21 protein-coding genes, 1 tRNA gene and 1 pseudogene are annotated in these 20394 nt (G+C 70.3%); 10 read left to right on the top strand and 13 right to left on the bottom strand.

Annotation, left to right across the window (positions count from 1 at the left end):
- Positions 1–22 precede the first annotated feature (22 nt).
- From HW837_RS00620 to HW837_RS50230, 6 genes and pseudogenes are all read right to left on the bottom strand, one after another.
- Positions 23–670, bottom strand: a complete 648-nt coding sequence (locus HW837_RS00620) for a hypothetical protein (protein ID WP_193383361.1) — start codon at positions 668–670, stop codon at positions 23–25.
- A complete protein-coding gene (locus HW837_RS00615) occupies positions 667–942 on the bottom strand; it encodes a hypothetical protein (RefSeq protein ID WP_206705209.1) in 276 nt (91 codons plus the stop codon). Before HW837_RS00615 ends, HW837_RS00620 begins: the two co-directional genes overlap by 4 nt.
- Positions 939–1523 (bottom strand): hypothetical protein, encoded by a 585-nt coding sequence (locus tag HW837_RS00610; protein ID WP_193383359.1) that lies wholly within the window; start codon positions 1521–1523, stop codon positions 939–941. The genes HW837_RS00615 and HW837_RS00610 overlap by 4 nt, the downstream gene beginning before the upstream one ends.
- Positions 1520–2134 (bottom strand): hypothetical protein, encoded by a 615-nt coding sequence (locus HW837_RS00605; RefSeq protein WP_193383358.1) that lies wholly within the window; start codon positions 2132–2134, stop codon positions 1520–1522. The genes HW837_RS00610 and HW837_RS00605 overlap by 4 nt, the downstream gene beginning before the upstream one ends.
- 87 nt (positions 2135–2221) lie before the next feature.
- Positions 2222–2494, bottom strand: coding sequence for a hypothetical protein (locus HW837_RS48280; RefSeq protein WP_237269790.1), 273 nt, complete (start codon positions 2492–2494; stop codon positions 2222–2224).
- A gap of 27 nt (positions 2495–2521) precedes the next feature.
- Positions 2522–2698 (bottom strand): annotated as a pseudogene (locus HW837_RS50230) (helix-turn-helix domain-containing protein); the annotation flags it as partial.
- A gap of 192 nt (positions 2699–2890) precedes the next feature.
- Between HW837_RS50230 and HW837_RS00595 the strand changes: the two are divergent.
- Together HW837_RS00595 and HW837_RS00590 are read left to right on the top strand one after the other, a co-directional pair.
- Positions 2891–3379: a helix-turn-helix domain-containing protein gene (locus HW837_RS00595; RefSeq protein WP_193383356.1), complete on the top strand. Its 489-nt coding sequence runs from the start codon at positions 2891–2893 to the stop codon at positions 3377–3379.
- A 326-nt stretch (positions 3380–3705) separates the two neighbouring features.
- Positions 3706–5292 (top strand): LacI family DNA-binding transcriptional regulator, encoded by a 1587-nt coding sequence (locus tag HW837_RS00590; protein ID WP_193383355.1) that lies wholly within the window; start codon positions 3706–3708, stop codon positions 5290–5292.
- A 76-nt stretch (positions 5293–5368) separates the two neighbouring features.
- On the opposite strand, the gene HW837_RS00585 is transcribed toward HW837_RS00590, so the two are convergent.
- The 3 genes from HW837_RS00585 to HW837_RS00575 all read right to left on the bottom strand — a co-directional run bounded on the left by HW837_RS00585 (position 5369) and on the right by HW837_RS00575 (position 7413).
- Positions 5369–5442: transfer RNA gene (locus HW837_RS00585), tRNA-Pro, on the bottom strand.
- Between the two features lie 29 nt (positions 5443–5471).
- Entirely contained in the window at positions 5472–6305 is an 834-nt protein-coding gene (locus HW837_RS00580; protein WP_193379525.1) for a Pr6Pr family membrane protein, read from the bottom strand.
- A 178-nt stretch (positions 6306–6483) separates the two neighbouring features.
- Positions 6484–7413 carry a metallophosphoesterase gene (locus tag HW837_RS00575; protein ID WP_045563030.1) on the bottom strand — a complete coding sequence of 310 codons (930 nt, stop codon included), beginning with the start codon at positions 7411–7413 and terminating at the stop codon, positions 6484–6486.
- A 187-nt stretch (positions 7414–7600) separates the two neighbouring features.
- On the opposite strand from HW837_RS00575, the gene HW837_RS00570 reads away from it, so the two are divergent.
- Positions 7601–8068 carry a GatB/YqeY domain-containing protein gene (locus HW837_RS00570; RefSeq protein ID WP_045563031.1) on the top strand — a complete coding sequence of 156 codons (468 nt, stop codon included), beginning with the start codon at positions 7601–7603 and terminating at the stop codon, positions 8066–8068.
- 347 nt (positions 8069–8415) lie between these two features.
- Here HW837_RS00570 and HW837_RS00565 read toward each other — a convergent pair whose 3' ends face one another.
- The gene (locus tag HW837_RS00565; RefSeq protein WP_193379526.1) at positions 8416–10737 is read right to left on the bottom strand and encodes a transglycosylase domain-containing protein; all 2322 of its coding nucleotides are present in this window, start codon (positions 10735–10737) and stop codon (positions 8416–8418) included.
- Between the two features lie 532 nt (positions 10738–11269).
- On the opposite strand from HW837_RS00565, the gene wblA reads away from it, so the two are divergent.
- Entirely contained in the window at positions 11270–11608 is a 339-nt protein-coding gene (gene wblA / locus HW837_RS00560; RefSeq protein ID WP_033524587.1) for a transcriptional regulator WblA, read from the top strand.
- Positions 11609–11792: 184 nt separating this feature from the next.
- On the opposite strand, the gene bagB is transcribed toward wblA, so the two are convergent.
- Together bagB and bagA are read right to left on the bottom strand one after the other, a co-directional pair.
- Positions 11793–13247 (bottom strand): ATPase BagB, encoded by a 1455-nt coding sequence (gene bagB / locus HW837_RS00555; protein WP_093791110.1) that lies wholly within the window; start codon positions 13245–13247, stop codon positions 11793–11795.
- Entirely contained in the window at positions 13244–14221 is a 978-nt protein-coding gene (gene bagA / locus HW837_RS00550; RefSeq protein ID WP_045563034.1) for an ATPase BagA, read from the bottom strand. The genes bagB and bagA overlap by 4 nt, the downstream gene beginning before the upstream one ends.
- Before the next feature lie 151 nt (positions 14222–14372).
- Between bagA and HW837_RS00545 the strand changes: the two genes are divergently transcribed.
- The 4 genes from HW837_RS00545 to HW837_RS00530 all read left to right on the top strand — a co-directional run bounded on the left by HW837_RS00545 (position 14373) and on the right by HW837_RS00530 (position 17162).
- Positions 14373–14531 carry a Sp36 family protein gene (locus HW837_RS00545; RefSeq protein WP_086785308.1) on the top strand — a complete coding sequence of 53 codons (159 nt, stop codon included), beginning with the start codon at positions 14373–14375 and terminating at the stop codon, positions 14529–14531.
- On the top strand, positions 14528–14995 hold the full coding sequence (locus HW837_RS00540) for a RidA family protein (protein ID WP_045563035.1): 468 nt from the start codon (positions 14528–14530) through the stop codon (positions 14993–14995). The genes HW837_RS00545 and HW837_RS00540 overlap by 4 nt, the downstream gene beginning before the upstream one ends.
- A 72-nt stretch (positions 14996–15067) precedes the next feature.
- Positions 15068–15937: an NUDIX hydrolase gene (locus tag HW837_RS00535; protein WP_045563036.1), complete on the top strand. Its 870-nt coding sequence runs from the start codon at positions 15068–15070 to the stop codon at positions 15935–15937.
- A gap of 394 nt (positions 15938–16331) precedes the next feature.
- Positions 16332–17162: an MBL fold metallo-hydrolase gene (locus tag HW837_RS00530; RefSeq protein ID WP_045563037.1), complete on the top strand. Its 831-nt coding sequence runs from the start codon at positions 16332–16334 to the stop codon at positions 17160–17162.
- 228 nt (positions 17163–17390) lie between these two features.
- On the opposite strand, the gene HW837_RS00525 is transcribed toward HW837_RS00530, so the two are convergent.
- Entirely contained in the window at positions 17391–18065 is a 675-nt protein-coding gene (locus HW837_RS00525; RefSeq protein WP_013001822.1) for a Crp/Fnr family transcriptional regulator, read from the bottom strand.
- 251 nt (positions 18066–18316) lie between these two features.
- On the opposite strand from HW837_RS00525, the gene nth reads away from it, so the two are divergent.
- Both nth and HW837_RS00515 read left to right on the top strand, forming a co-directional pair.
- Positions 18317–19351 carry an endonuclease III gene (gene nth, locus HW837_RS00520; RefSeq protein WP_371271620.1) on the top strand — a complete coding sequence of 345 codons (1035 nt, stop codon included), beginning with the start codon at positions 18317–18319 and terminating at the stop codon, positions 19349–19351.
- Positions 19352–19541: 190 nt separating this feature from the next.
- Entirely contained in the window at positions 19542–20288 is a 747-nt protein-coding gene (locus HW837_RS00515) for an NUDIX hydrolase (protein WP_234442836.1), read from the top strand.
- Positions 20289–20394 lie beyond the last annotated feature (106 nt).

The raw sequence follows: 20394 nt of genomic DNA, 5'->3' as shown, positions 1-20394 counted from the left end.
CCACCCTGGGCGTCAAGGAGGTTCATACGGCGACCACCAGGGGCTGCTGCTGGGCGGGGTCGACGGTCGCCGCGATCCAGGCGGCGGCCTGGTCGACGGTGGTGTGGTCGCTGCTGCGGCGGGCCCAGGCGAGGCAGTACTCCCCGGGCTGGGACTTGATGCGCGGCGGGGGCGGGGTCTGGATGGCGCCCGCCCACCACCGGTTCTGGCGGGCGGCGTTGAAGTGCCAGCCGATCGCGCCGATGCAGTCGTCGGGGGTGAGGCGGTCCACGGGGGTGGTGGTGACGAGGTATTCGTGGGGCTGGTCGTCGAGGCCGGAGCGGCCGGGGCCGTGTCCGTGGAGGACGGGGCGGCTGGGCCACAGGTACAGGCCGGCGATCTCGCGGGGCGGCTGGCCGTAGCCGATCGCGTCGGTGGTGGTCGTGGTGCGGGTGAGGGCTTCGCCGGTGATGAGGTGCGCGGTGCGGCAGGAGCGGCAGACGGCGCGGACGGTGACGCGGTCGAGGCCGCCCTCGTGGGCGCAGTGCTGGTCGGGGCAGCCGTGGAGGATCGTGCCGTTGGCCAGGGGGCGGATGCCCAGGTCGTGGCGGACGTCGATGGTCCAGGCCGGGTCGGTGCAGTTGTCGGTGTGGGTGAGCTGGTTCCACCCGAAGTAGGTGTGCTCGATCACGGGGTCCTCGGCTTGGCGTGGCGGGCGCGGGAGGGCTGGACGGTGAGGGCGAGGGTTTCGCCGGTGCACGCGGTGGTGTGGGCGTGCGGGGTGGGGAGGGCCGGCCAGATCGGCCGGGCGGGGACCGGCGGTGCGGGCTCGGGCTGGTGCTCGGTGGCCGGGGCGTAGTCGCTGGCGGCGTCGATGAGCAGCTTGAGGAGCCACAGGACGATGCCGGTGCCGGTCGCGGTGCAGGTGATGAGCAGCCATAAGGCCAGCCCGTCGCCGGTCACCACGGGTGCCCGGCCGGGCGCTCGGCGAGGAAGTTCTGCAGGCGGGCCGCGGACTTGTTGACGGCTCGCGTGTCGAGGAGGTCGCCGGCGTTCTCGCCGCGGAGGTGGACGGTGACCTCGCCGTAGTGGCCGGTGCCGGTGACCAGGGATCCGTGGCGGAGGATCGAGCCGACGGCCAGCTTGCGGCGCCACCAGCGCCAGCCGTGGATAGACGACGGCCGCACAGTCAGCGTGAGATGCGTGGGGGTGGGGACGTCGGTCGCCTTCACGTCCGGCTGCCTGCGCAGCTCGGCGGCGAGGAGCGCGGCCGGGCAGTCCTCCTCGACCTCGGGGTGGGTCGAGGCGCGGCAGCCGTCGTAGTCGGTGATGTACCGGTCGACGGGTCCGGCCTGGTCGGTGAGCGCGTACTCGACGGGCACGACGTCCGACCGGTCGGCGTCGGCCTCGGCGAGGAGCGCCTTGACGATGGGGGTGAGGTCGACGGCCAGGGCCTCGATGTGCTGGCGGGTGAGCGGCAGGTCCCGCAGGGCGGTGACCGTCTCGAGGCGGGAGTGCAGCTGGTGCTGCAGGGCCCGGCTCACTCCTCACCGCCGATGGTGTCTGCGGTGACCGGGGCGAAGGAGATCGTGCTCGGGTCATCGGTGGCGGTGGCCTCGACGGCGGGGACCAGGGCGACGACGCTCCCGCCGAGCGAGGCGACGTACCGGGACACGGACTGGTCGTACGCGGCGCCGGCGTCGTCGGCGACCGGGCTCTCGCCGAGCGGCACCGGCGGGGGACCGGTCGGCGAGGGGTCGGCCTCGAGCAGCTGCTCGGTGACGGGAGCGGCGAGCGTCTCCGGGGTCTCGAAGGCGTCGCAGGCCTCGTTGGACATGAGGACCTCGGCGCAGACGGGGATGTCGTCGATGCGGGTGCGGGCCTCGAGCCAGGTGCCGGAGCGCTCCTGCGCGCTGATCGCCTCTATGCCGGCGACCTTCGCGAACTGCAGGACGCCGGAGGAGTCGTTGGTGCCGAAGTTCAGGCGGACGCTGAAGCCCTGCAGTTCGCCGACGACGGCGGCCGACCTGGGGAGGGTGGCCAACTGCTCGACGATGCGGTCCTTCAGCGCGGACGCGCGGCGGTAGGCCTCGCGATCGCTCTCTCTGACCTCGGATGGTGCGGCGGGTGTCGTGGGCTGGGTAGCCTGTTGCATGTGAACCTCATTGCGTTGTGGTGAGGCGATTTCTTCGGCGGGGTTGCGGGACCGGGCAGGGTCCGCGGCCCCGTTTCGCGTGCGGGGTCAGGCGCTCCGGCGCTGCGTGGTCTCGGAGAGCGGACGGACAGCGGTCATCTCGCTGATCTCGCGGATGTCACGCCCCGTGAAGGAGACCCGCTTCGCGCCATCGTTGTAGGGGATCTCTCGGGCGTACGCCTTGCGCCTCAGCTGGAGCGCTGACCAGGGCAGAAACCCCGCCGCCTCCTCGGGCGTGTAGTGGAAGAGCTCGCCCTCCGGGGTACCCGGATAGGGGACCTCGCGCGGCGGAGCCTTCTCCTTGGCCGTGGTCGCGGCCATTTGTCCTCCTTGGGTGATGTCGTCGACCGGCACGGCAAGTGCTTCCGCCAGGCGCTTGAGGAGGGCCTCACCAGGGTCTTGAGTCAGCCCTCGCTCGATTCGGGAGAGCGTCGCCGCCGAGCATCCGACCAGGTGCGCGAGATCACGCAGGCTAAGTTTCAGACCCTGGCGTAGAGCCCGGATTGCCGTTCCGTTCGGTGTCACGTCAAGAAACTATACGCACGGCGCGACCTGAGCAAGACGTTTGGGATACTTGTGGGGTCGGCAAGTGCTCGTGACGTTGCGTCAGCAGGGCGCTACCGGCGCACTTCTAGCGTCCGAAACGCAACGCATGCCCCCTTAAAGCGCTGGTCATGGCGCTGTGATGTTGCGTCCGCGTGGGGCATGATGTGAGGCATGGCCACTAAGTGGACCCGGCTCGGCGAGAAACTGAAGACGGCACGTATCGCCCTGGGTAAAGAGCAGCAGCAGATCGCTGCCGAGATCGGCATCGGTCGAGTCGCTGTTGGCAACATCGAGAAGGGGCGCGTCTCCAAGCTCACGCCGAGCATCAGGAGCTACGCGCAAATCGTGGGCTGGACTGACGACTCGCCGGAACGAGTGCTTGCGGGTGGCGAGCCGACGCTCCGCAACGAGGGTCCGCAGGCGTCGACCGAGGCCCTCGGTGTCGCGCCCGACCTGGCGATCGATGTCCGGGAGGCACTGCGGCGCGGGCCGCTGCTGAAGTCTCAGGTCGTCGAGGTGGAGACGCCGGCGGGCAAGGTCTTGGCCACCATCGTCCTCCGGGGGCAGGAGGGCATGTCTGCCGAGGAGCTCCTCGCTTCGCTGCGGGCGGTGACCGTCCGCGTTTCCGCAGATGAAACGGGAAACCAGCCGAAAGAGTGATTCTAAGTTACTTCTGAATACCCTCTGCCGTCATCCGTGTCTTTGTGATCAGATCTCAGGACCGGATGAGGGGGCCAAAACCGATTTCGGCAGGGGGACCTATGCCGACGCCTGCGCAGGATCAGGCTCGCGTGGTGCGAGTGCCCGGCGTTCCACCCAACGTCGTCATGTGGGTGGACCACGAGCACGCCGACGGCGTGCTGCGCCTGAACGCAGATCTGATCGACACCCCGACCGCACAGCAGCTCGAGGCTGCGCTGAAGGAGGGGAGTTGCACGGCCACGGAGCTCATTCAGGCTCTCGTGGCGCGAGGAGGTTAGAAGAACGTGGCCTACGCAGAGAAACGAATCGGCCGCGGGGGCAAGCCCTACTACAGGGCCTGTTACCAGCGACCGGACCGTAAGGCGCAAGGGGTCGTGGTCGACGCGGACGGCAAGGCCGTCCGCTACCCGACCAAGACCACCGCGCAGAAGGCCGCTGAGAAGGCAGAGGTCGAGGCCTTCGAGGAAGCGAAGAAGGGGCGCTGGACGCCGCCGGAGCTGAAGGTCGAGGCAGGTCAGAAGACCTTCGCCGAGTACGTCGCCGCCTGGATCGAAGACCAGGACCTCGCGCCGTCCACCATGCAGAACTACCGCCGTTCGCTGGCCCACCTGCTGCCTACGTTCGGGCCTCATCCCATTCGCAACATCTCCAAGGAGATGATCGCTGGCTGGGAGAGGCAGCAGAAGGCATCGGGCGCGATGCCGTCCTCGGTCCGTACCCGGCGCTCCCTGCTGCACCTGATTCTCGCGGACGCCGTGGACGAGGAGTACGCAACGAAGAACGTGGCGGAACGCCGGCGAGGCCGCGGCCGCCGACAGGGCAGGAGCCGTTCCAGGGGCCCCGAGAAGAAGATCACCTCCATGTTGGGTGCGCTGCTCGTCGCCGAGCGCGCGTCGCTGTTGTCGGGCCGCGACGACGAGTTCGTGGGGAGCATCAACAAGGCGTACACCGGCATGCGTTGGGGCGAGATCGTCGGCCTGGAGCGGCAGTTCGCGAGGCCGGAGGCGCGGTCCATACGTGTCGAGTGGCAGCTGTACGAGCTGGACACCGGACAGCTCGACCGCTGCCCGCCCAAGGACGACAGCTACCGCACCATCGACATCCCCGCGTGGCAGGCCGACCTGAACGCCCGCTTCTTCGCCCGCACTCCGGGCGTACCGTGCCCGTGCCACGGCCTCGTGTACGCCTTCACCGGGCGAGGGGTGGCCGGCCAGAAGCGGAGCGGGCCGACCCTCAAGCAAGTGGCCCAGGCGTGCGGGGTGTCCACCGGAACCATCTCCAACGTCCTCAACCGGCCGGAGATGGTGGCCGAGGCAACCCGGGCCAAGGTGGAGCTGGTCATCGCCGAGCTCGGCTATCAGCGTCCGGCCGGCACGGATCGCGAGGCGGCGCACTGGCGTCGTTCCGGGCACGCCACGTGGATCTTCACGCCAGCGGCCTCGGGGTGGTACCCGAAGAAGGCGCCGCAGGAGGCGCACCCGGTCCCGGTGACTGCCGAACCATGGCCGGGAGTTCCGGTACGTGGGCGCGGCGCGGCGGCGCGCGCGGAGGCATGCTGGCTGCCCATCAGGACGGGGCTGACCCGGCACGGCTTGAGGCACGGGAACCGGACTCTCCTCGAGGAGCTCGGCACGCCGAAGGTCCTCATCGATGACCGCCTGGGCCACGAGGACGGCTCGATCAGCGCCCGGTACACGCACATCACGGACTCGATGCGTGCGGCTCTGATGGAGCATCTCTCGACGGTTTGGTTCGCGGCGCTCGACGAGCGTCTGGCGATGGCGCCGCGCTCCGCGGTACGGATCCTGGACGAGTTGTTGCAGCAGCGTGCCGCCGATCTAGACCCGCTCGCCAAGATCACACCCAGCTGACACCCAGACACCCCAGAACAGCCGTCAGGCCCTGGATCCTTTTGCCGGATCCAGGGCCTGACCTGGTACTTCACTGTCGGGGTGGCGGGATTTGAACCCACGACCTCTTCGTCCCGAACGAAGCGCGCTGCCAAGCTGCGCTACACCCCGATTGTCGCTGCTTGTCGCGGCGACGTCGTTTACTTTAGCCCACCGGTGGCCGGAGACGAAATCCGGTTTTCGGGGTGGCGGTCCGGGCGGTCGGAGCGCCCCCGGCGAGGGTGTACCGGGTCGGGGCGGAGGTGGTCGATGACGACCAGGAGGAGGGCGACGGCGCAGAAGGCGAGGCCCAGGAGGAGGGCGTTGCCGAGGACCGCCTTGTAGCCGTGGCGCTCGACGTCCAGGAACGGGTAGAGGTACGGGGCCGGCCAGTCCGTGGTCACCAGGGCGGCGCGGCCGAGCGTGGACGCCAGGTACACCAGCGGGTAGAGCAGCCAGGCCGCCGCCTGGATCAGGCGGGGTGGGGACGGGCGGGTCAGCAGCAGCCAGTCCGCCACCACCGCCAAGGGGATCGCCGTGTGGAAGGCGAGGTTGGTCAGGGCGAGCCAGCCGGTGGGGGTGACCGGGGCGCCCGTCGGCGTCATCGTCATGGCGAAGGTCGCCGGGTCGTTCGAGAGGAGCAGGTGATACACCGACGCCGTGATCACGGCGTAGAGGACCGTGCCGCCGGTCACGGCGGACGGCAGGGGGCGGCGGGCCGACCAGGCGCGGCGGGCCGAGACGGCGAAGACCAGTGCCACCAGGGCCGTGCTCTGGACCGAGAAGTGGCTGAACGCGCGCAACGGGCTGCCCAACACCATCTCGGTCACCACGGCCGCTGCCGCCGCCAGTGCGACCAGGGCGCGGTACGTCCCCGCGAGGGGGCGTCGGGTCGGTGCCACCACCGCCGTCGCGGGCACGACGGACGTCACCGGAGCGGGGATGCCCGAGATCGCGGGCAGGTCGGGGATGTCCCTGGGTATCGGTGCGGTCATGCGCTCACGCTAAGCCGACCGGACGAAACGGGCCATCCAGGATGATCCGTACGGGTGGGTGGGTGGGTGGGTGGATGGGAGAAAGGTGTGGGGGAGGGGTGGTGGGTTCAGGGGCGGAGGGTTTCTGCGTGTCAGAGCATCGGCCGGGGGGCCGCCGTGGGGCGGTGCGGGCCCGGGTTTATCCCTCCCGTGCCACCAACGTCAGTAGCGAAGCCTCCGGTGGGCACGCGAAGCGCACCGGGGTGTAGCGGTTCGTGCCGCAGCCGGCGGAGACGTGCATGTAGGCGGTGCGGCCGTCGGCCGTGTGGGTGGAGAGGCCCTTGACGCGGTCCGTGTCGAGATCGCAGTTGGTGACGAGGGCGCCGTAGAAGGGGATGCAGAGCTGTCCGCCATGGGTGTGCCCGGCGAGGATGAGCGGGTATCCGTCGGCGGTGAACGCGTCCAGGCTGCGGAGGTAGGGGGCGTGGACCACGCCCAGGGAGAGGTCGGCGGAGTCCGACGGCCCCCCGGCCACCCTTGCGTACCGGTCCCGCTTGATGTGCGGGTCGTCCAGGCCGGTCAGCTCGACCGACATGCCCTCGATCTTCAGTGTGCCGCGGGTGTTGGTGAGGTTGAGCCAGCCCGCCCCGTCGAAGCCGTCCCGCAGGTCCTCCCACGGGTTGTGGATGGCGCCCACCACCGGCTTGTTGCCGTTCAGCCCGTGTCGGCCCTGGACCTTCTCCAGGAGGTAGCGCGCGGGGTTGCGCAGTTTCGGGCCGTAGTAGTCGTTGGAGCCGAAGACGTAGGCGCCGGGGAACTCCATCAGGGGGCCCAGTGCGTCCAGTACCTCGGGGACGCCCTCGGGGTCCGAGAGGTTGTCCCCGGTGTTGATCACGAAGTCCGGGCGCAGCCCGGCCAGGGACCGCAGCCAGCGCTGCTTCTTGCGCTGCCCGCTCACCATGTGGATGTCGGACACCTGGAGTATGCGCAGCGGCCGCATGCCCGGCGGCAGCACCGGCACCGTCACCCGCCGCAGCCGGAAGGAGCGGGCCTCGAAACCCGCCGCGTACACCACACCGGCGGCACCGACCGCCGCGATCCCCAGAGGTACTCCGTATCGCGCTCGCATGTGTCCATCGTGTCAGACCCCGCGGAGCCCGAGCGCCCGCCTGTGGACAACCCTCGCCCACCACCGCCGATCGTCACCGATCGTCAACTCGCCCTGTGGACAACCCACTCCAGCCGCTCCGCCCGATCCGCACACACCAGCGAAATCAAGGCGCGCTTCTCGTGCCGCACCTGCGACAATCGACGCCATGACCACGCTCAAGTCGAAGCTGCAGGAAGACCTCAACGCCGCCATCAAGGAGCGCGACGAGCTCCGCTCCTCGACGCTCCGGCTGACCCTCACCGCGATCACGAAGGAAGAGGTCGCGGGCAAGGAGAAGCGTGAGCTCTCCGACGACGAGGTGCTCAAGGTGATCACCAAGGAGGCGAAGAAGCGCCGTGAGGCCGCGGAGGCGTTCGCCCAGGGCGGTCGTACCGAGTCGGCCGAGCGGGAGAAGGCGGAGGGCGTGCTGCTCGCCGAGTACCTGCCCAAGCAGCTGTCCGACGAGGAGCTGCGGGAGATCGTCGTCCAGGCCGTCGAGGAGGTGCGGGCCGCCGGTGCCGAGGGGCCGCGTGCGATGGGCCAGGTCATGAAGATCGTCAACCCGAAGGTGGCCGGGCTCGCCGAGGGCGGCCGCGTCGCCGCCATCGTCAAGCAGCAACTCGCGGGCGGCTGAGCACCTCACCGCTCGCGCGGGCCTGCCGCGGCGACGGCCGACTGCAACCGCCCGACCTCCGGTTGCCCTCCGGTTGCCCTCCGGTCGCCCGCCGAGTTCACCCGCTCCGCCCCACCGCCCCCCTACCTTCCAGCCCACCCAAACGAACGGCGGTGGAGTCGCCCCTTCTCCAGGGACGCCTCCACCGCCGTATCTGTGTCCGTGATCCGTAACTGCGCCAAGGGACCCGAAGCGCCGCCGTGACCGCGGCGCCAAGCACCCGAGGCGCCGTCACCCGTCACTCGGCACCAGTCACCCGGTACCCGTCACCCGGCACCAGTCACCCGGTACCCGTCACCCGGCACCCGTCACCCGAACCCCCCACCATTGCCGTTCCCCCTGTTCCCGCCGTTCGTCTGGCCCTGGATCCAGTTCTCCGGGATGGTGAAGTCCGGGGTCGGGAAGCCGGTCCCGCCGTCGGTGCCGCCGATCAAGCCGCCGTTGTCGTCGCCGTTGCCGTTGTCGTCGTCGTTCCCGCGGCCGTTCCCGTTCCCGTTCCCGTTCCCGTTGCCGTTGTCGTCGTCCCCGCGACCGCGGTCCGGCCGCTCGTCGGGGATGAAGACGCGGTTGAAGTCGGGGTTCGGCCTGCCCTCCAGCGCGCCGGACATCATGTCCCGCCAGATCGGACCGGGGACCTGGCCACCGAAGACCTTGGCGTGCCGTTCGCCGCCGATGACGATGTTGACCATGCGGCGCTTGTGCGCGGGGTCGCCGACCCAGACGGCACCGGCCATGTTGGGGGTGTAGCCCACGAACCAGGCCGCGTAACGACCGTCCGTCGTACCGGTCTTACCGGCGCTGGGCCGGCTGCTGCCGAGGCCGGCCTCCCGGCCCGTACCGTCCTCGACCACGCCCTCGAGCAGCGTGTTGATCGTGTCGGCGGTCTTCTCCGACATGGCACGCGAACACGTCGACTTCGGAACCTCCAGCGACTTCGACTTGTCGCCGACCCGCTGGGTGATGGAATCGATGGCGACCGGCGTGCAGTACATGCCGCGCGCGGCGAAGGTGGCGTACGCGTTCGCCATGGTGAGCGGGGACATCTCCTGCGTGCCGAGCGCGATCGACGGGGCCTGGTCGATCTTGCGGCCGTCGGCCCGCTCGACGCCCATCTTCCCGGCCATCTTCGTCACGGGGCAGATGCCGATGTCCGCGATCATCTGCACGAAGTAGGTGTTGACCGACAGCGCGGTCGCCTTCTCCATCGAGTACGGGCCGACCTCGCTCGCGCTCTCGTTCTCGAGCTTCGCGGCGTTGGTGCCGGTTCCGTTGCGCCAACTGCCGCCGCCGCAGGTGGAGATCGGGCTCGGGTAGGCCATCTGGTACGGCGCGGAGTAGATCTTCCCCGGGGACATGCCGTCCTCGATGGCCGCCGCGGCGACGATCGGCTTGAACGTCGAACCGGGCTGGTAGCCCGCTCCGCCACCCATGGACTCGTCCACCGAGAGGTTTATCGACGTCTCGTTCTTCTTGATGTCGAGGCCGTACGGCCTGGACTGCCCCATGGCGAGGATCTTGCCGGTGCCCGGCTCCACGATCGTGGCGGCGGTGGCCACCTCGTCCTTCTGCCGGACGTGCGCCTTGACGGAGGCCTGGACCGACTTCTGGGCCTGCGGGTCCATCGTCGTCTGGATGGTCAGACCGCCCTGGTTCCAGATCTTGGCCCGGTCTTCCTTCGTCTTGCCGAAGATCGGGTCGTTGAGGAACACCTCGCGGACGTAGGCGCAGAAGAAACCGGCACCCTTGACGGCGGTGATGCAGCCGTTCTTCGGCTTGCTGATGTCGAGGCCGAGCGGCTTCTTCATGGCCTTGTCGGCGTCCGTCTGCGAGATGTCGCCGACATCGGCCATGCGCTGCAGCACGGTGTTGCGCCGCTTGGTGGCCTCCTGCGGGTCGTTCACCGGGTCGTACCGGCTGGGCGACTGCACGATGCCGGCGAGGAGTGCGGCCTCCTCGACGTCCAGGTCCTTGGCGGACTTGGAGAAGTAGCGCTGGGAGGCGGCCTCGACGCCGTAGGCCTGCTGCCCGAAGAACGTGATGTTCAGGTAGTTCTCGAGGATCTTCTTCTTGCCGAGTTCCTCTTCGAGCTGGATCGCCTTCTTCAGCTCGTTGATCTTCCGGCCGAGGGTCTGCTGGGTGGCCTGGGCGACCAGCGTCGGGTCGTCACCGGCCTCCTCCACCGCCACGTTCTTCACCAGCTGCTGCGTCAGCGTGGACGCGCCCTGGGCGACACCGCCTTCCCGCGCGTTCCGGTTCAGCGCGCGCAGGACGCCCTTCATGTCGACCGCGCCGTGCTGGTAGAACCGGGCGTCCTCGATGGCGATGATCGCCTGCTGCATGTACGGCGAGATCTCCTTGAGATCGACCACCGTACGGTCGCGGCTGTAGATCGTGGCGATCGAGTCGCCCTTGCTGTCGAGGATCGTCGTGCGCTGGCTCAGCGGTGGCTGCTTGAGGTTGGCGGGGAGTTCGTCGAACCCTTCGACCGAACCCTTGGCCGCCAGCCCCAGGGCGCCGACCGCGGGCAGGGCGATGCCCGCCATGACGGCGCCGGCGAGCACGCTGACACCTAGGAACTTGGCGGCCTGCTGTGTGGGGGACAGACCACCACCCGAGCGCTTGTTTGGCATGGAGGCAGCCTAATCCGTACCGATGACCGTTCCGAAGGAGCAGGTGGGTCCGGAGGGGTACGGGTGCCGGATCGTGACATCCGTCGCCGAGGGCGCGGCAACGCCGGGGCGTGAAGAGAACGTGAACGGTTGTCTACGTTCTCATTTGCCGGACACGCGCGCAGGCCTTGGCCTAAGCTGCTCTCAACTGTCACAGCCATAGGCCCTTGTATCAAGTACGTCGGGCGAGCCCGAATCGTTCTGACGTTCTTCCGATTTTTTTCCGGTGCCGTGTCCGAATTTACCTCGTGTGTTATTCGGTGTCCGTTGTGACGCATGTCAACTGTCCCGTTCTGACGGGATAGTCATGTATGTCCTCAGGTCACTCCCGCGGGTGATCTGCCGCTTACGCATAGTCCGTTCGGGCCATTCAAGATTGGGCCCGAAGGGGGTGTTGCGCTGTGCCCACCTTCCGTAACGTCCTCAACTGGCGGCGGTGAATATGCCGCTGCCGCCGTGGGGGAGCCTCGATTCGGGAGAGGACGGCGCCGGTATGGGCTGGGTTACCGACTGGAGTGCGCAGGCTGCCTGCCGCACTACCGATCCGGATGAACTGTTCGTTCAAGGAGCAGCGCAGAACAGGGCCAAGGCGGTGTGCACCGGATGCCCGGTGCGGACGGAGTGCCTGGCGGACGCGTTGGACAACCGCGTCGAGTTCGGCGTGTGGGGAGGAATGACGGAGCGTGAGCGCCGCGCACTGCTGCGCAGGCGACCGACCGTCACGTCGTGGCGCAGGCTGCTGGAGACCGCGCGCACGGAGTACGAGCGTGGCGCGGGCATTCTGCCGCTCGACGATGACGAGATGTACGAGAACTACGCGGCGGTGAGCTGAGGGCGAGGCCCCTTCCGGGTCACGTCACGGGCCACGTCGGTCGAGGGCGCCCTTGAGGTGTCGGCGCGTCGGGCAGGTGTGCCGGCTCTCGGGTGCCCCGAGGCGTGGACCGGCTTCCGGGCTTCGGGCTGTGAGTCGCTGTGAGTCAGGGCCGCGGGTCAGGCGGGCGCGGCCGGTCGATCGGTCAGCTGTCGGAGGTGGGTAGCTCCGGCCTTATGGCCGCGAGCCGGTCCCCGATGTCCCGCAGACCCGCCAGGTCATGTACATCGCCGGGCAGCGCGGCCACTTCGGCCACGGCCACCTCGGGATGAAGCGCGGTGAAGCGGTCACGCGTGCGCTGCTCGCGGGAGAGCAGACGCATCCGCTCGGCGTGCAACCTGAGCAGGCCGGCCGTGAGTTGTTCCACCGTCGGATCCGGGGCGGGGGAGCCGTCCTCGGCGCCGGTCGTTGCGGGAGACACCGAACTGACCTGGCTGTCAGGACTGGCAGAACCGACAGAACTGTCGGGACTGGCAGAACTGGCTGGGCTGTCGGAACTGACGGGACTGCCTGAACTGTCGTACGTGTCGGGAGAGTTACGAACTGCTTTCCCGTCCATCTGATCCACAATGCGGGGCTCGTCAAGATTTTCCGCGGCGGCGAGCGCGCGCTCGGCGGACAGCTGGGCCGCGCCGCTGCCATGGACGCGGTTCAGCACCAGCCCGGCCAGCGGCATGTCCTCGGCCGCCAGCCGCTCCACGAAGTACGCCGCCTCACGCAGCGCGTCCCGCTCCGGCGCGGCCACCACCAGGAAGGCAGTGCCGGGGGCCTGGAGCAGCTTGTACGTGGCGTCCGCACGTGTACGGAAGCCGCCGAACATGGAGTCCATGGCGGCCACGAACGTCTGGACGTCCTTGAGCAGTTGACCGCCGAGCAGCTTGCCCAGGACACCCGTCATCATCGACATGCCGACGTTCAGGAACTTCATCCCGGCCCGCCCGCCGACCTTCGCGGGCGCCAGCAGCACCCGGATCAGCTTGCCGTCGAGGAACGAGCCCAGCCGCTTCGGCGCGTCCAGGAAGTCCAGCGCCGAACGGGACGGCGGGGTGTCGACGACGATCAGGTCCCACTCGTCACGGGCCCGGAGCTGGCCCAGCTTCTCCATCGCCATGTACTCCTGCGTGCCCGCGAAGCCCGCCGAGAGCGACTGGTAGAAGGGGTTGTTCAGGATCGCGGACGCCCGGTCGGGGTCCGCGTGCGCCTCGACGATCTCGTCGAAGGTGCGCTTCATGTCGAGCATCATGGCGTGCAGTTCGCCGTTCCCGTCGACGCCCTTCACCCGGCGCGGGGTGTTGTCCAGCGAGTCGATGCCCATCGACTGGGCGAGCCGCCGGGCCGGGTCGATGGTGAGCACGACCACCTTGCGGCCGCGCTCGGCGGCCCGCAGCCCGAGCGCCGCCGCCGTGGTCGTCTTGCCCACGCCGCCCGCGCCGCAGCACACCACGATGCGGGTCCGCGGGTCGTCCAGCAGGGGATCGACGGCCAGGGGCCGGGTCGAGGCGAGCACGCGATGTCCGTCGGGTGTCTGGGAGGAGGCGTGCGCCGGGTTCGAGTCGCGGTCGTGCGCCGCGTCGCGCGAGGCGGCCGGGTCCGGAGTCATGAGATCCCTTGCTGACGCAGTTCCGTGGCGAGTTCGTAGAGGCCCGCGAGGTCCATGCCCTCGGCGAGCAGCGGCAGTTCGTGCAGCGGCAGACCCAGCTCGGCCAGGACGCCCCGCTGTTCGTGCTCCAGGGTGTAGCGCTCGGCGTACTCCTCGGCCTGCGCGAGCAGCGGCTCCACCAGCCGCTCGGCGTTGCCGCCGCGCCGCGCGCCGCCCAGGCCGGCCGTGGACAGGGACTTGGCGACGGCCGTACGCGGCACCGCGCGCGCGAACTCCAGCTCGTCGGCGTCCAGCACCTCGGACCGCACCATGTTGACGATGATCCGTCCCACCGGCAGCTTCGCCGCCCGCAGCTCGGCGATGCCGTCCGCCGTCTCCTGGACGGGCATCTCCTCCAGCAGGGTCACCAGATGCACGGCCGTCTCGGGCGACTTCAGGACGCGCATCACCGCCTGTGCCTGATTGTGTATCGGGCCGATCTTCGCGAGGCCCGCCACCTCGTCGTTGACGTTCAGGAAGCGGGTGATGCGGCCGGTGGGCGGTGCGTCCATCACCACGTAGTCGTACGTGAACCGCCCGCTCTTCTCCTTGCGGCGCACCGCCTCGCAGGCCTTGCCCGTCAGCAGCACGTCCCGGAGGCCGGGCGCGACGGTGGTCGCGAAGTCGATGGCACCGAGCTTCTTCAGGGCCCTGCCCGCACCGCCCAGCTTGTAGAACATCTGGAGGTAGTCCAACAGGGCCAGTTCGGGGTCGATGGCCAGCGCGTACACCTCCCCGCCCCCGGGGGCCACCGCGATCTTCCGCTCCTCGTACGGCAGTGCCTCTGCCTCGAAGAGCTGTGCGATGCCCTGTCTGCCCTCGACCTCGACCAGGAGGGTGCGCTTCCCCTCGGTCGCGAGGGCGAGCGCGAGTGCGGCGGCGACCGTGGTCTTTCCGGTCCCGCCCTTGCCGCTGACGACCTGGAGCCTGCTCACGTATTCGAGCCTAACCAGTCGGCCCGCGGCATACGCGGGAGGCTGTGGACAACTTGTGCCCCTGCCGTCTGTCGGTCCCCGCGCGACCCGTGCCCGGACGGCGACGGAACCCGTGCCGGACGCCGGCCGGGCAGCGGATAAAGTCGCCCACATGACCAAGTGGGAATACGCAACCGTGCCGCTGCTCGTCCATGCCACGAAGCAGATTCTGGACACCTGGGGCGAGGACGGCTGGGAGCTCGTCCAGGTCGTGCCCGGGCCGAACAACCCCGAGCAGCTGGTGGCCTACCTGAAGCGGCCCAAGCCGTGAGCGCCGTCGAAGCGAAGCTCGCGGAACTCGGGCTGAGGCTGCCCGAGGTCGTCCCGCCGCTCGCCGCGTACCAGCCGGCCGTGCGGAGCGGGGTGTACGTGTACACCGCCGGGCAGCTGCCCATGGTGGACGGCAAGCTGCCCGTCACCGGCAAGGTCGGCGCCGAGGTCACCCCCGAGGAGGCCAAGGAGCTCGCCCGCACCTGCGCGCTGAACGCGCTCGCCGCCGTCAAGTCCGTGGCGGGCGACCTGGACCGGGTCGCGCGCGTGGTGAAGGTCGTCGGCTTCGTGGCCTCGGCCTCCGACTTCACCGGCCAGCCCGCCGTGCTGAACGGCGCGAGCGAACTCCTGGGCGCCGTCTTCGGCGACAAGGGCGTCCACGCGCGCAGCGCGGTCGGTGTGGCGGTCCTGCCGCTGGACGCGCCGGTCGAGGTGGAACTCCAGGTGGAGCTCACCGACGCCTAGCCGACGCCTGGCTCGGGCCGGGATCGCGGAGGCTCACTCGAACATCAGCCCGTGACGAGTTAGCCTCCGCCCATGGCAAACGGGCAGTGGTACCCCGCCGAATGGCCGGACCGTATCCGCGCACTCGCGGCGGGCACGCTGACACCGGTGACCCCCAGGCGGGCCGCCACCGTCATGCTGCTCAAGGACACGGCCGACATCCCGGTCGTGCACATGCTGCGCAGACGCGCCTCCATGGCCTTCGCCGGGGGCGCGTACGCGTATCCGGGCGGCGGGGTCGACCCCCGCGACGACGACCGGCAGATCCGCTGGGCGGGCCCCACGCGCGCGTGGTGGGCCTCCCGGCTCGGCGTCGAGGAGTCCGACGCCCAGGCGATCGTCTGCGCGGCCGTCCGGGAGACCTACGAGGAGGCGGGCGTCCTGCTCGCCGGGCCGAGCCCCGACACCGTGATCGGCGACACCACGGGCGACGACTGGGAGACCGACCGCGCGGCGGTGGCCGCCAGGGAGCTGTCCTTCGCCGAGTTCCTGGAGCGACGGGGACTGGTCCTGCGCTCCGACCTCCTCGGCGCCTGGGCGCGCTGGATCACCCCGGAGTTCGAGGCCCGCCGCTACGACACGTGGTTCTTCGTCGCCGTGCTCCCGCAGGGCCAGCGCACCCGCAACGCCTCCACGGAGGCCGACCGCACGGTGTGGATCCGGCCCCGGGACGCGGCGGACGGATATGACAAGGGCGAGCTGATGATGATGCCGCCCACCATCGCGACCCTGCGGTCGCTCGCGGAGCACGGCTCGGCCGCCGCCGCGCTCGCCGCCGCACCCGCCCGCGACCTGACACCCGTCCTCGCCCGGGCCCGCCTGGAGAACGACGACGTGGTCCTCTCCTGGCCGGGCCACGACGAGTTCACCAAGCGCGTCCCGGCCGCCGGAGACCCCACATGACCGCCACGACAGCCCTCGTGGGCCGGTCAGCGGTTCCTGGCGGGGGAGCCCTCCTCGGCGGACCGACCCTCACTTGCGGACTGGCCCTCCGTGGCGGACAGGCCCTCCCTGGCAGGTCAGCGTTCCCTGGCGCGGCGGCCATCCTCGCCGGGTCGGCCATCCCGGACCCATCAACTCCCCTGGCAGGGGTGGCCCTCCCGGACCGGTCAGCTCCCCTCCCCGGGTCGGCCCTCACAGGCCGGTCAGCTCTCCCGGCCGGGTCGGCTCTCCCGGGCCGCTCGGGTGACCGGCCCGCGCCTGCGCGCGCGTCCCGCGTCCCGCCGCGCGGGGGCGTCGTACGGGTCCGCGACCGCGACCGCGGCACCCCTCCCCTCCCGATGGAAGGCACCTCCGCATGACCGACGCAGCAGCCCTTCCCGGCCAGCCCAGGGGCGGTGTCCTCTCCGGCCCCGCCACCGCGCGCGCCGTCAACGTGCTCGCGCCGAACCCCTCCATGATGACGCTGGACGGCACCAACACCTGGCTCGTCTCCGAACCGGACTCCGACCTCGCCGTCGTGATCGACCCCGGCCCACAGGACGACGCCCACCTGCGCAACGTCGTCGACACGGCGGAGAAGGCCGGAAAACGGGTGGCGCTGACCCTGCTCACGCACGGCCACCCCGACCACGCGGAGGGCGCCGCCCGCTTCGCCGAGCTGACCGGGACGAACGTACGGGCCCTGGACCCGGCGCTGCGGCTCGGCGACGAAGGGCTGGGCGCGGGCGACGTCGTCTCGCTCGGCGGCCTGGAACTCCGGGTCGTCCCGACCCCCGGCCACACCGCCGACTCGCTCTGCTTCCACCTGCCGGCCGACCGGGCGGTCCTGACCGGTGACACGGTTCTCGGGCGCGGTACGACGGTCGTGGCCCACCCCGACGGCCGTCTCGGCGACTATCTCGACTCCCTGCGCCGCCTGAGGTCCCTCACGGTCGACGACGGCGTCCACACCGTGCTCCCCGGCCACGGCCCCGTCCTGGAGGACGCCCAGGGCGCCGTCGAGTTCTATCTCGCCCACCGCGCCCACCGGCTGGCCCAGGTCGAGACGGCCGTCGAGAACGGTCACCGCACCCCCGGCGAAGTGGTCGCCCACGTCTACGCGGACGTCGACCGTTCCCTCTGGCCGGCCGCGGAACTCTCGGTACGGGCGCAGATGGAGTACCTGAGCGAACACGGCCTGATCTGACCGCTCCCGAGCCTGAGCGCCCTTCTCCGGGCTTCACCGGCGGCCGGGGCGCCACACGGACCTCAGTACCCTCCCGGGCCCCAGAGGCCCCTCCCAGGCGCGTCCAGGAGGTCCCGGAGCGCGCCCGTGCCGCCCTGGGCACGGGCGCGGGCCGCCCTGGACACGACAACGGGGTCCGCCCCGAGAAACGAGACGAACCCCATCGGTGTACGGCCGGCGGCCCAGCTGTCAGCGGGACCGCTTGGCCAGTCGCTCCACGTCCAGCAGGATCACCGCGCGGGCCTCCAGTCGCAGCCACCCGCGCTGCGCGAAGTCCGCCAGTGCCTTGTTCACGGTCTCCCGGGAGGCGCCGACGAGCTGCGCCAGCTCCTCCTGCGTGAGGTCGTGCACCACGTGGATGCCTTCCTCCGACTGCACGCCGAAGCGGCGGGAGAGGTCCAGCAGCGCACGGGCGACCCGCCCGGGCACGTCCGAGAAGACCAGGTCGGACATCTGGTCGTTGGTCCTGCGCAGTCGCCGGGCGACCGCGCGCAGCAGTGCCGCGGCCACCTCGGGCCGCGCGTTCAGCCAGGGCTGGAGGTCGCCGTGGCCGAGGCCCAGCAGCTTGACCTCCGTCAGCGCGGTGGCCGTAGCGGTCCGCGGGCCCGGGTCGAACAGCGACAGCTCGCCGATCAGCTCACCGGGGCCGAGCACGGCCAGCATGTTCTCGCGACCGTCGGGCGAGGCGCGGTGCAGCTTCACCTTGCCCTCGGTGACCACATACAGGCGGTCACCCGGGTCGCCCTCGTGGAAGAGAGCGTCACCGCGCGCGAGGGTCACCTCACTCATGGAGGCGCGGAGCTCCGCGGCCTGCTCGTCATCGAGCGCCGCGAAGAGCGGGGCGCGCCGCAGAACGTCGTCCACGAGTTCTCTCCTTGTCGACCTGCTCAGGGGATCTTGCTCCCCGTACTACCAGGGGACCGTGTTCCCCATCTTGCCGGACGGTCCAAACAGTGTGATCTGTCACAAGGATGCCGCACACATGTCCCGGGGTAAGCGGCAGGGGTCCAATTGGGGGCCGATCTTCTGGGCCCGGGGCGGATGTCGGTGCCGGGCTTTAGGCTGGCCGGGTGTCCAAATCGCCGGTGAGAGCACAGGCCGAGGGGGCTGCGCGGGTGGTGGTACGGCGTGATTCCGCTGTGGGCGAACAGGGCCCCACGGGAGCGAACAAAACGGCAAAGGCGACGAAGGTGTCCGATCCATCAGCGGCGGAGAACCCCGCCCGGAAGACCACGGCCCCGGCGAAAGCGGCCCCGGTGAGGAGAGCGGCCCCGGTGAAGAAGGCCGCCGCTGCCCCGAGGACGGCGCAGGCGAAGAAGGCGGCCGAGACGCAAGGGGCTGCCCCGGCCCGGAAAACGCCCGCGGCGGCCAAGCCCGAGTCCCGTACGGCCCTCGTCCGCCGGGCCCGTCGTATCAACCGCGAACTCGCCGAGGTGTACCCGTACGCCCACCCGGAGCTGGACTTCGAGAACTCCTTCCAGCTGATCGTGGCGACGGTCCTGTCCGCGCAGACGACCGACCTGCGGGTCAACCAGACGACACCGGCGCTGTTCGCGAAGTACCCCACCCCCGAGGACCTGGCGGCGGCCGACCCGCAGGAGGTCGAGGAGATCCTGCGGCCTTGCGGGTTCTTCCGGGCGAAGACGAAGTCGGTGATGGGGCTGTCGAAGGCCCTGGTGGAGAACCATGGCGGCGAGGTCCCCGGCCGTCTGGAGGACCTCGTCAAGCTGCCAGGCGTCGGCCGCAAGACCGCGTTCGTCGTGCTGGGCAACGCCTTCGGCCGCCCTGGCATCACCGTGGACACCCACTTCCAACGGCTCGTACGGCGCTGGCGGTGGACCGAGGCGACCGACCCGGACAAGATCGAGGCGGCCATCGGCGCGCTCTTCCCCAAGAGCGAGTGGACGATGCTGTCGCACCACGTGATCTTCCACGGCCGCCGCATCTGCCATGCCCGCAAGCCGGCCTGCGGCGCCTGCCCCATCGCCCCGCTCTGCCCGGCGTTCGGCGAGGGGGAGACGGACCCGGAGAAGGCCAGGAAGCTCCTGAAGTACGAGAAGGGCGGCTTCCCCGGCCAACGCCTCAAGCCTCCGCAGTCCTACCTGGACGCGGGCGGCATCCCGGCCCCGCCCCTCGGAGCCGCCGGATGACGGCCCGCACCGAGCACCCGGACCGGCGCACCACCACGGCCGCGCCCGTACGCTCCGGTCCACGCCCTGTCCGCCCCTCTCCACGCCCTCTCCGCCCCGGCCCGCGCCACCCACAAGGGGGACATGGGGCCCAAGTGGAACGATCAGCGGTCCTCCGGGCGTTGGGACCGGAAGAACGACGGGGGTGGCTATGACACGCGCGAGCCGGACGGACGGCGGCACGGACACCGACAACGGGCACCATGCGGGGCGGCGCCACGCATGGGACGACCGCGTCGGCCTGGACAAGGCGGGCCTGCCCGCCTGGCTGGACCCGGTGGTGCACGCCGTCGAGACGGTCGAGCCGCTGCAGCTCAGCCGTTTCCTGCCGCCGGAGAACGGCTCGGGGCGGCAGTCGGCGGTCCTGATCCTGTTCGGCGACGGCCCGGGCGGGCCCGAGCTGCTGCTCATGGAGCGCGCCGGTTCGCTGAGATCGCACGCGGGCCAGCCGTCCTTCCCGGGCGGCGCACTCGACCCCGAGGACGGCGACCCGCAGACGGACGGCCCGCTGCGCGCCGCCCTGCGCGAGGCCGAGGAGGAGACCGGCCTCGACCCGGCCGGCGTCCAGCTCTTCGGTGTGCTGCCCAAGCTCTACATCCCGGTCAGCGGCTTCGTCGTGACGCCCGTCCTGGGCTGGTGGCGCCGCCCCACTCCGGTCCGGGTCGTCGATCCGAACGAGACGGCCCGCGTCTTCACCGTTCCCGTGGCGGATCTCACGGATCCCGCCAACCGAGCCACCGCCGTGCACCCCCGCGGGTACGCAGGTCCGGCATTTCTGGTCGAATCGGCCCTGGTGTGGGGTTTTACGGCCGGAGTGATCGACCGTCTGCTGCACTACTCGGGCTGGGAGCGTCCCTGGGACCGCGAGAAGCAGGTCCCGCTCGACTGGCGCTCATGACAGGGTGTCTGCCGTGCTGCGTCTTCTGGGGCCTGTCGCGTCCCCCTGTCGCCGCGCGGCGGACCGGTCCCCCGGTCGGCCTGTAGTGATCGCGTAGTGACGAGGC

Origin of the sequence: Streptomyces caniscabiei, assembly GCF_014930365.1 — a bacterium.
Classification (GTDB): domain Bacteria; phylum Actinomycetota; class Actinomycetes; order Streptomycetales; family Streptomycetaceae; genus Streptomyces; species Streptomyces caniscabiei.
This window is presented reverse-complemented; position numbering and strand designations above follow the sequence as displayed.

Excerpts from the sequence above, each read along its gene's own strand:
- HW837_RS00605 (WP_193383358.1), bottom strand. The coding sequence starts at position 2,134 with ATGCAACAGGCTACCCAGCCCACGACACCCGCCGCACCATCCGAGGTC.
- HW837_RS48280 (WP_237269790.1), bottom strand. The coding sequence starts at position 2,494 with ATGGCCGCGACCACGGCCAAGGAGAAGGCTCCGCCGCGCGAGGTCCCC.
- HW837_RS00595 (WP_193383356.1), top strand. The coding sequence starts at position 2,891 with ATGGCCACTAAGTGGACCCGGCTCGGCGAGAAACTGAAGACGGCACGT.
- HW837_RS00580 (WP_193379525.1), bottom strand. The coding sequence starts at position 6,305 with ATGACCGCACCGATACCCAGGGACATCCCCGACCTGCCCGCGATCTCG.
- HW837_RS00575 (WP_045563030.1), bottom strand. The coding sequence starts at position 7,413 with ATGCGAGCGCGATACGGAGTACCTCTGGGGATCGCGGCGGTCGGTGCC.
- HW837_RS00570 (WP_045563031.1), top strand. The coding sequence starts at position 7,601 with ATGACCACGCTCAAGTCGAAGCTGCAGGAAGACCTCAACGCCGCCATC.
- HW837_RS00565 (WP_193379526.1), bottom strand. The coding sequence starts at position 10,737 with ATGCCAAACAAGCGCTCGGGTGGTGGTCTGTCCCCCACACAGCAGGCC.
- wblA (WP_033524587.1), top strand. The coding sequence starts at position 11,270 with ATGGGCTGGGTTACCGACTGGAGTGCGCAGGCTGCCTGCCGCACTACC.
- bagB (WP_093791110.1), bottom strand. The coding sequence starts at position 13,247 with ATGACTCCGGACCCGGCCGCCTCGCGCGACGCGGCGCACGACCGCGAC.
- HW837_RS00545 (WP_086785308.1), top strand. The coding sequence starts at position 14,373 with ATGACCAAGTGGGAATACGCAACCGTGCCGCTGCTCGTCCATGCCACG.
- HW837_RS00535 (WP_045563036.1), top strand. The coding sequence starts at position 15,068 with ATGGCAAACGGGCAGTGGTACCCCGCCGAATGGCCGGACCGTATCCGC.
- HW837_RS00530 (WP_045563037.1), top strand. The coding sequence starts at position 16,332 with ATGACCGACGCAGCAGCCCTTCCCGGCCAGCCCAGGGGCGGTGTCCTC.
- HW837_RS00515 (WP_234442836.1), top strand. The coding sequence starts at position 19,542 with ATGACACGCGCGAGCCGGACGGACGGCGGCACGGACACCGACAACGGG.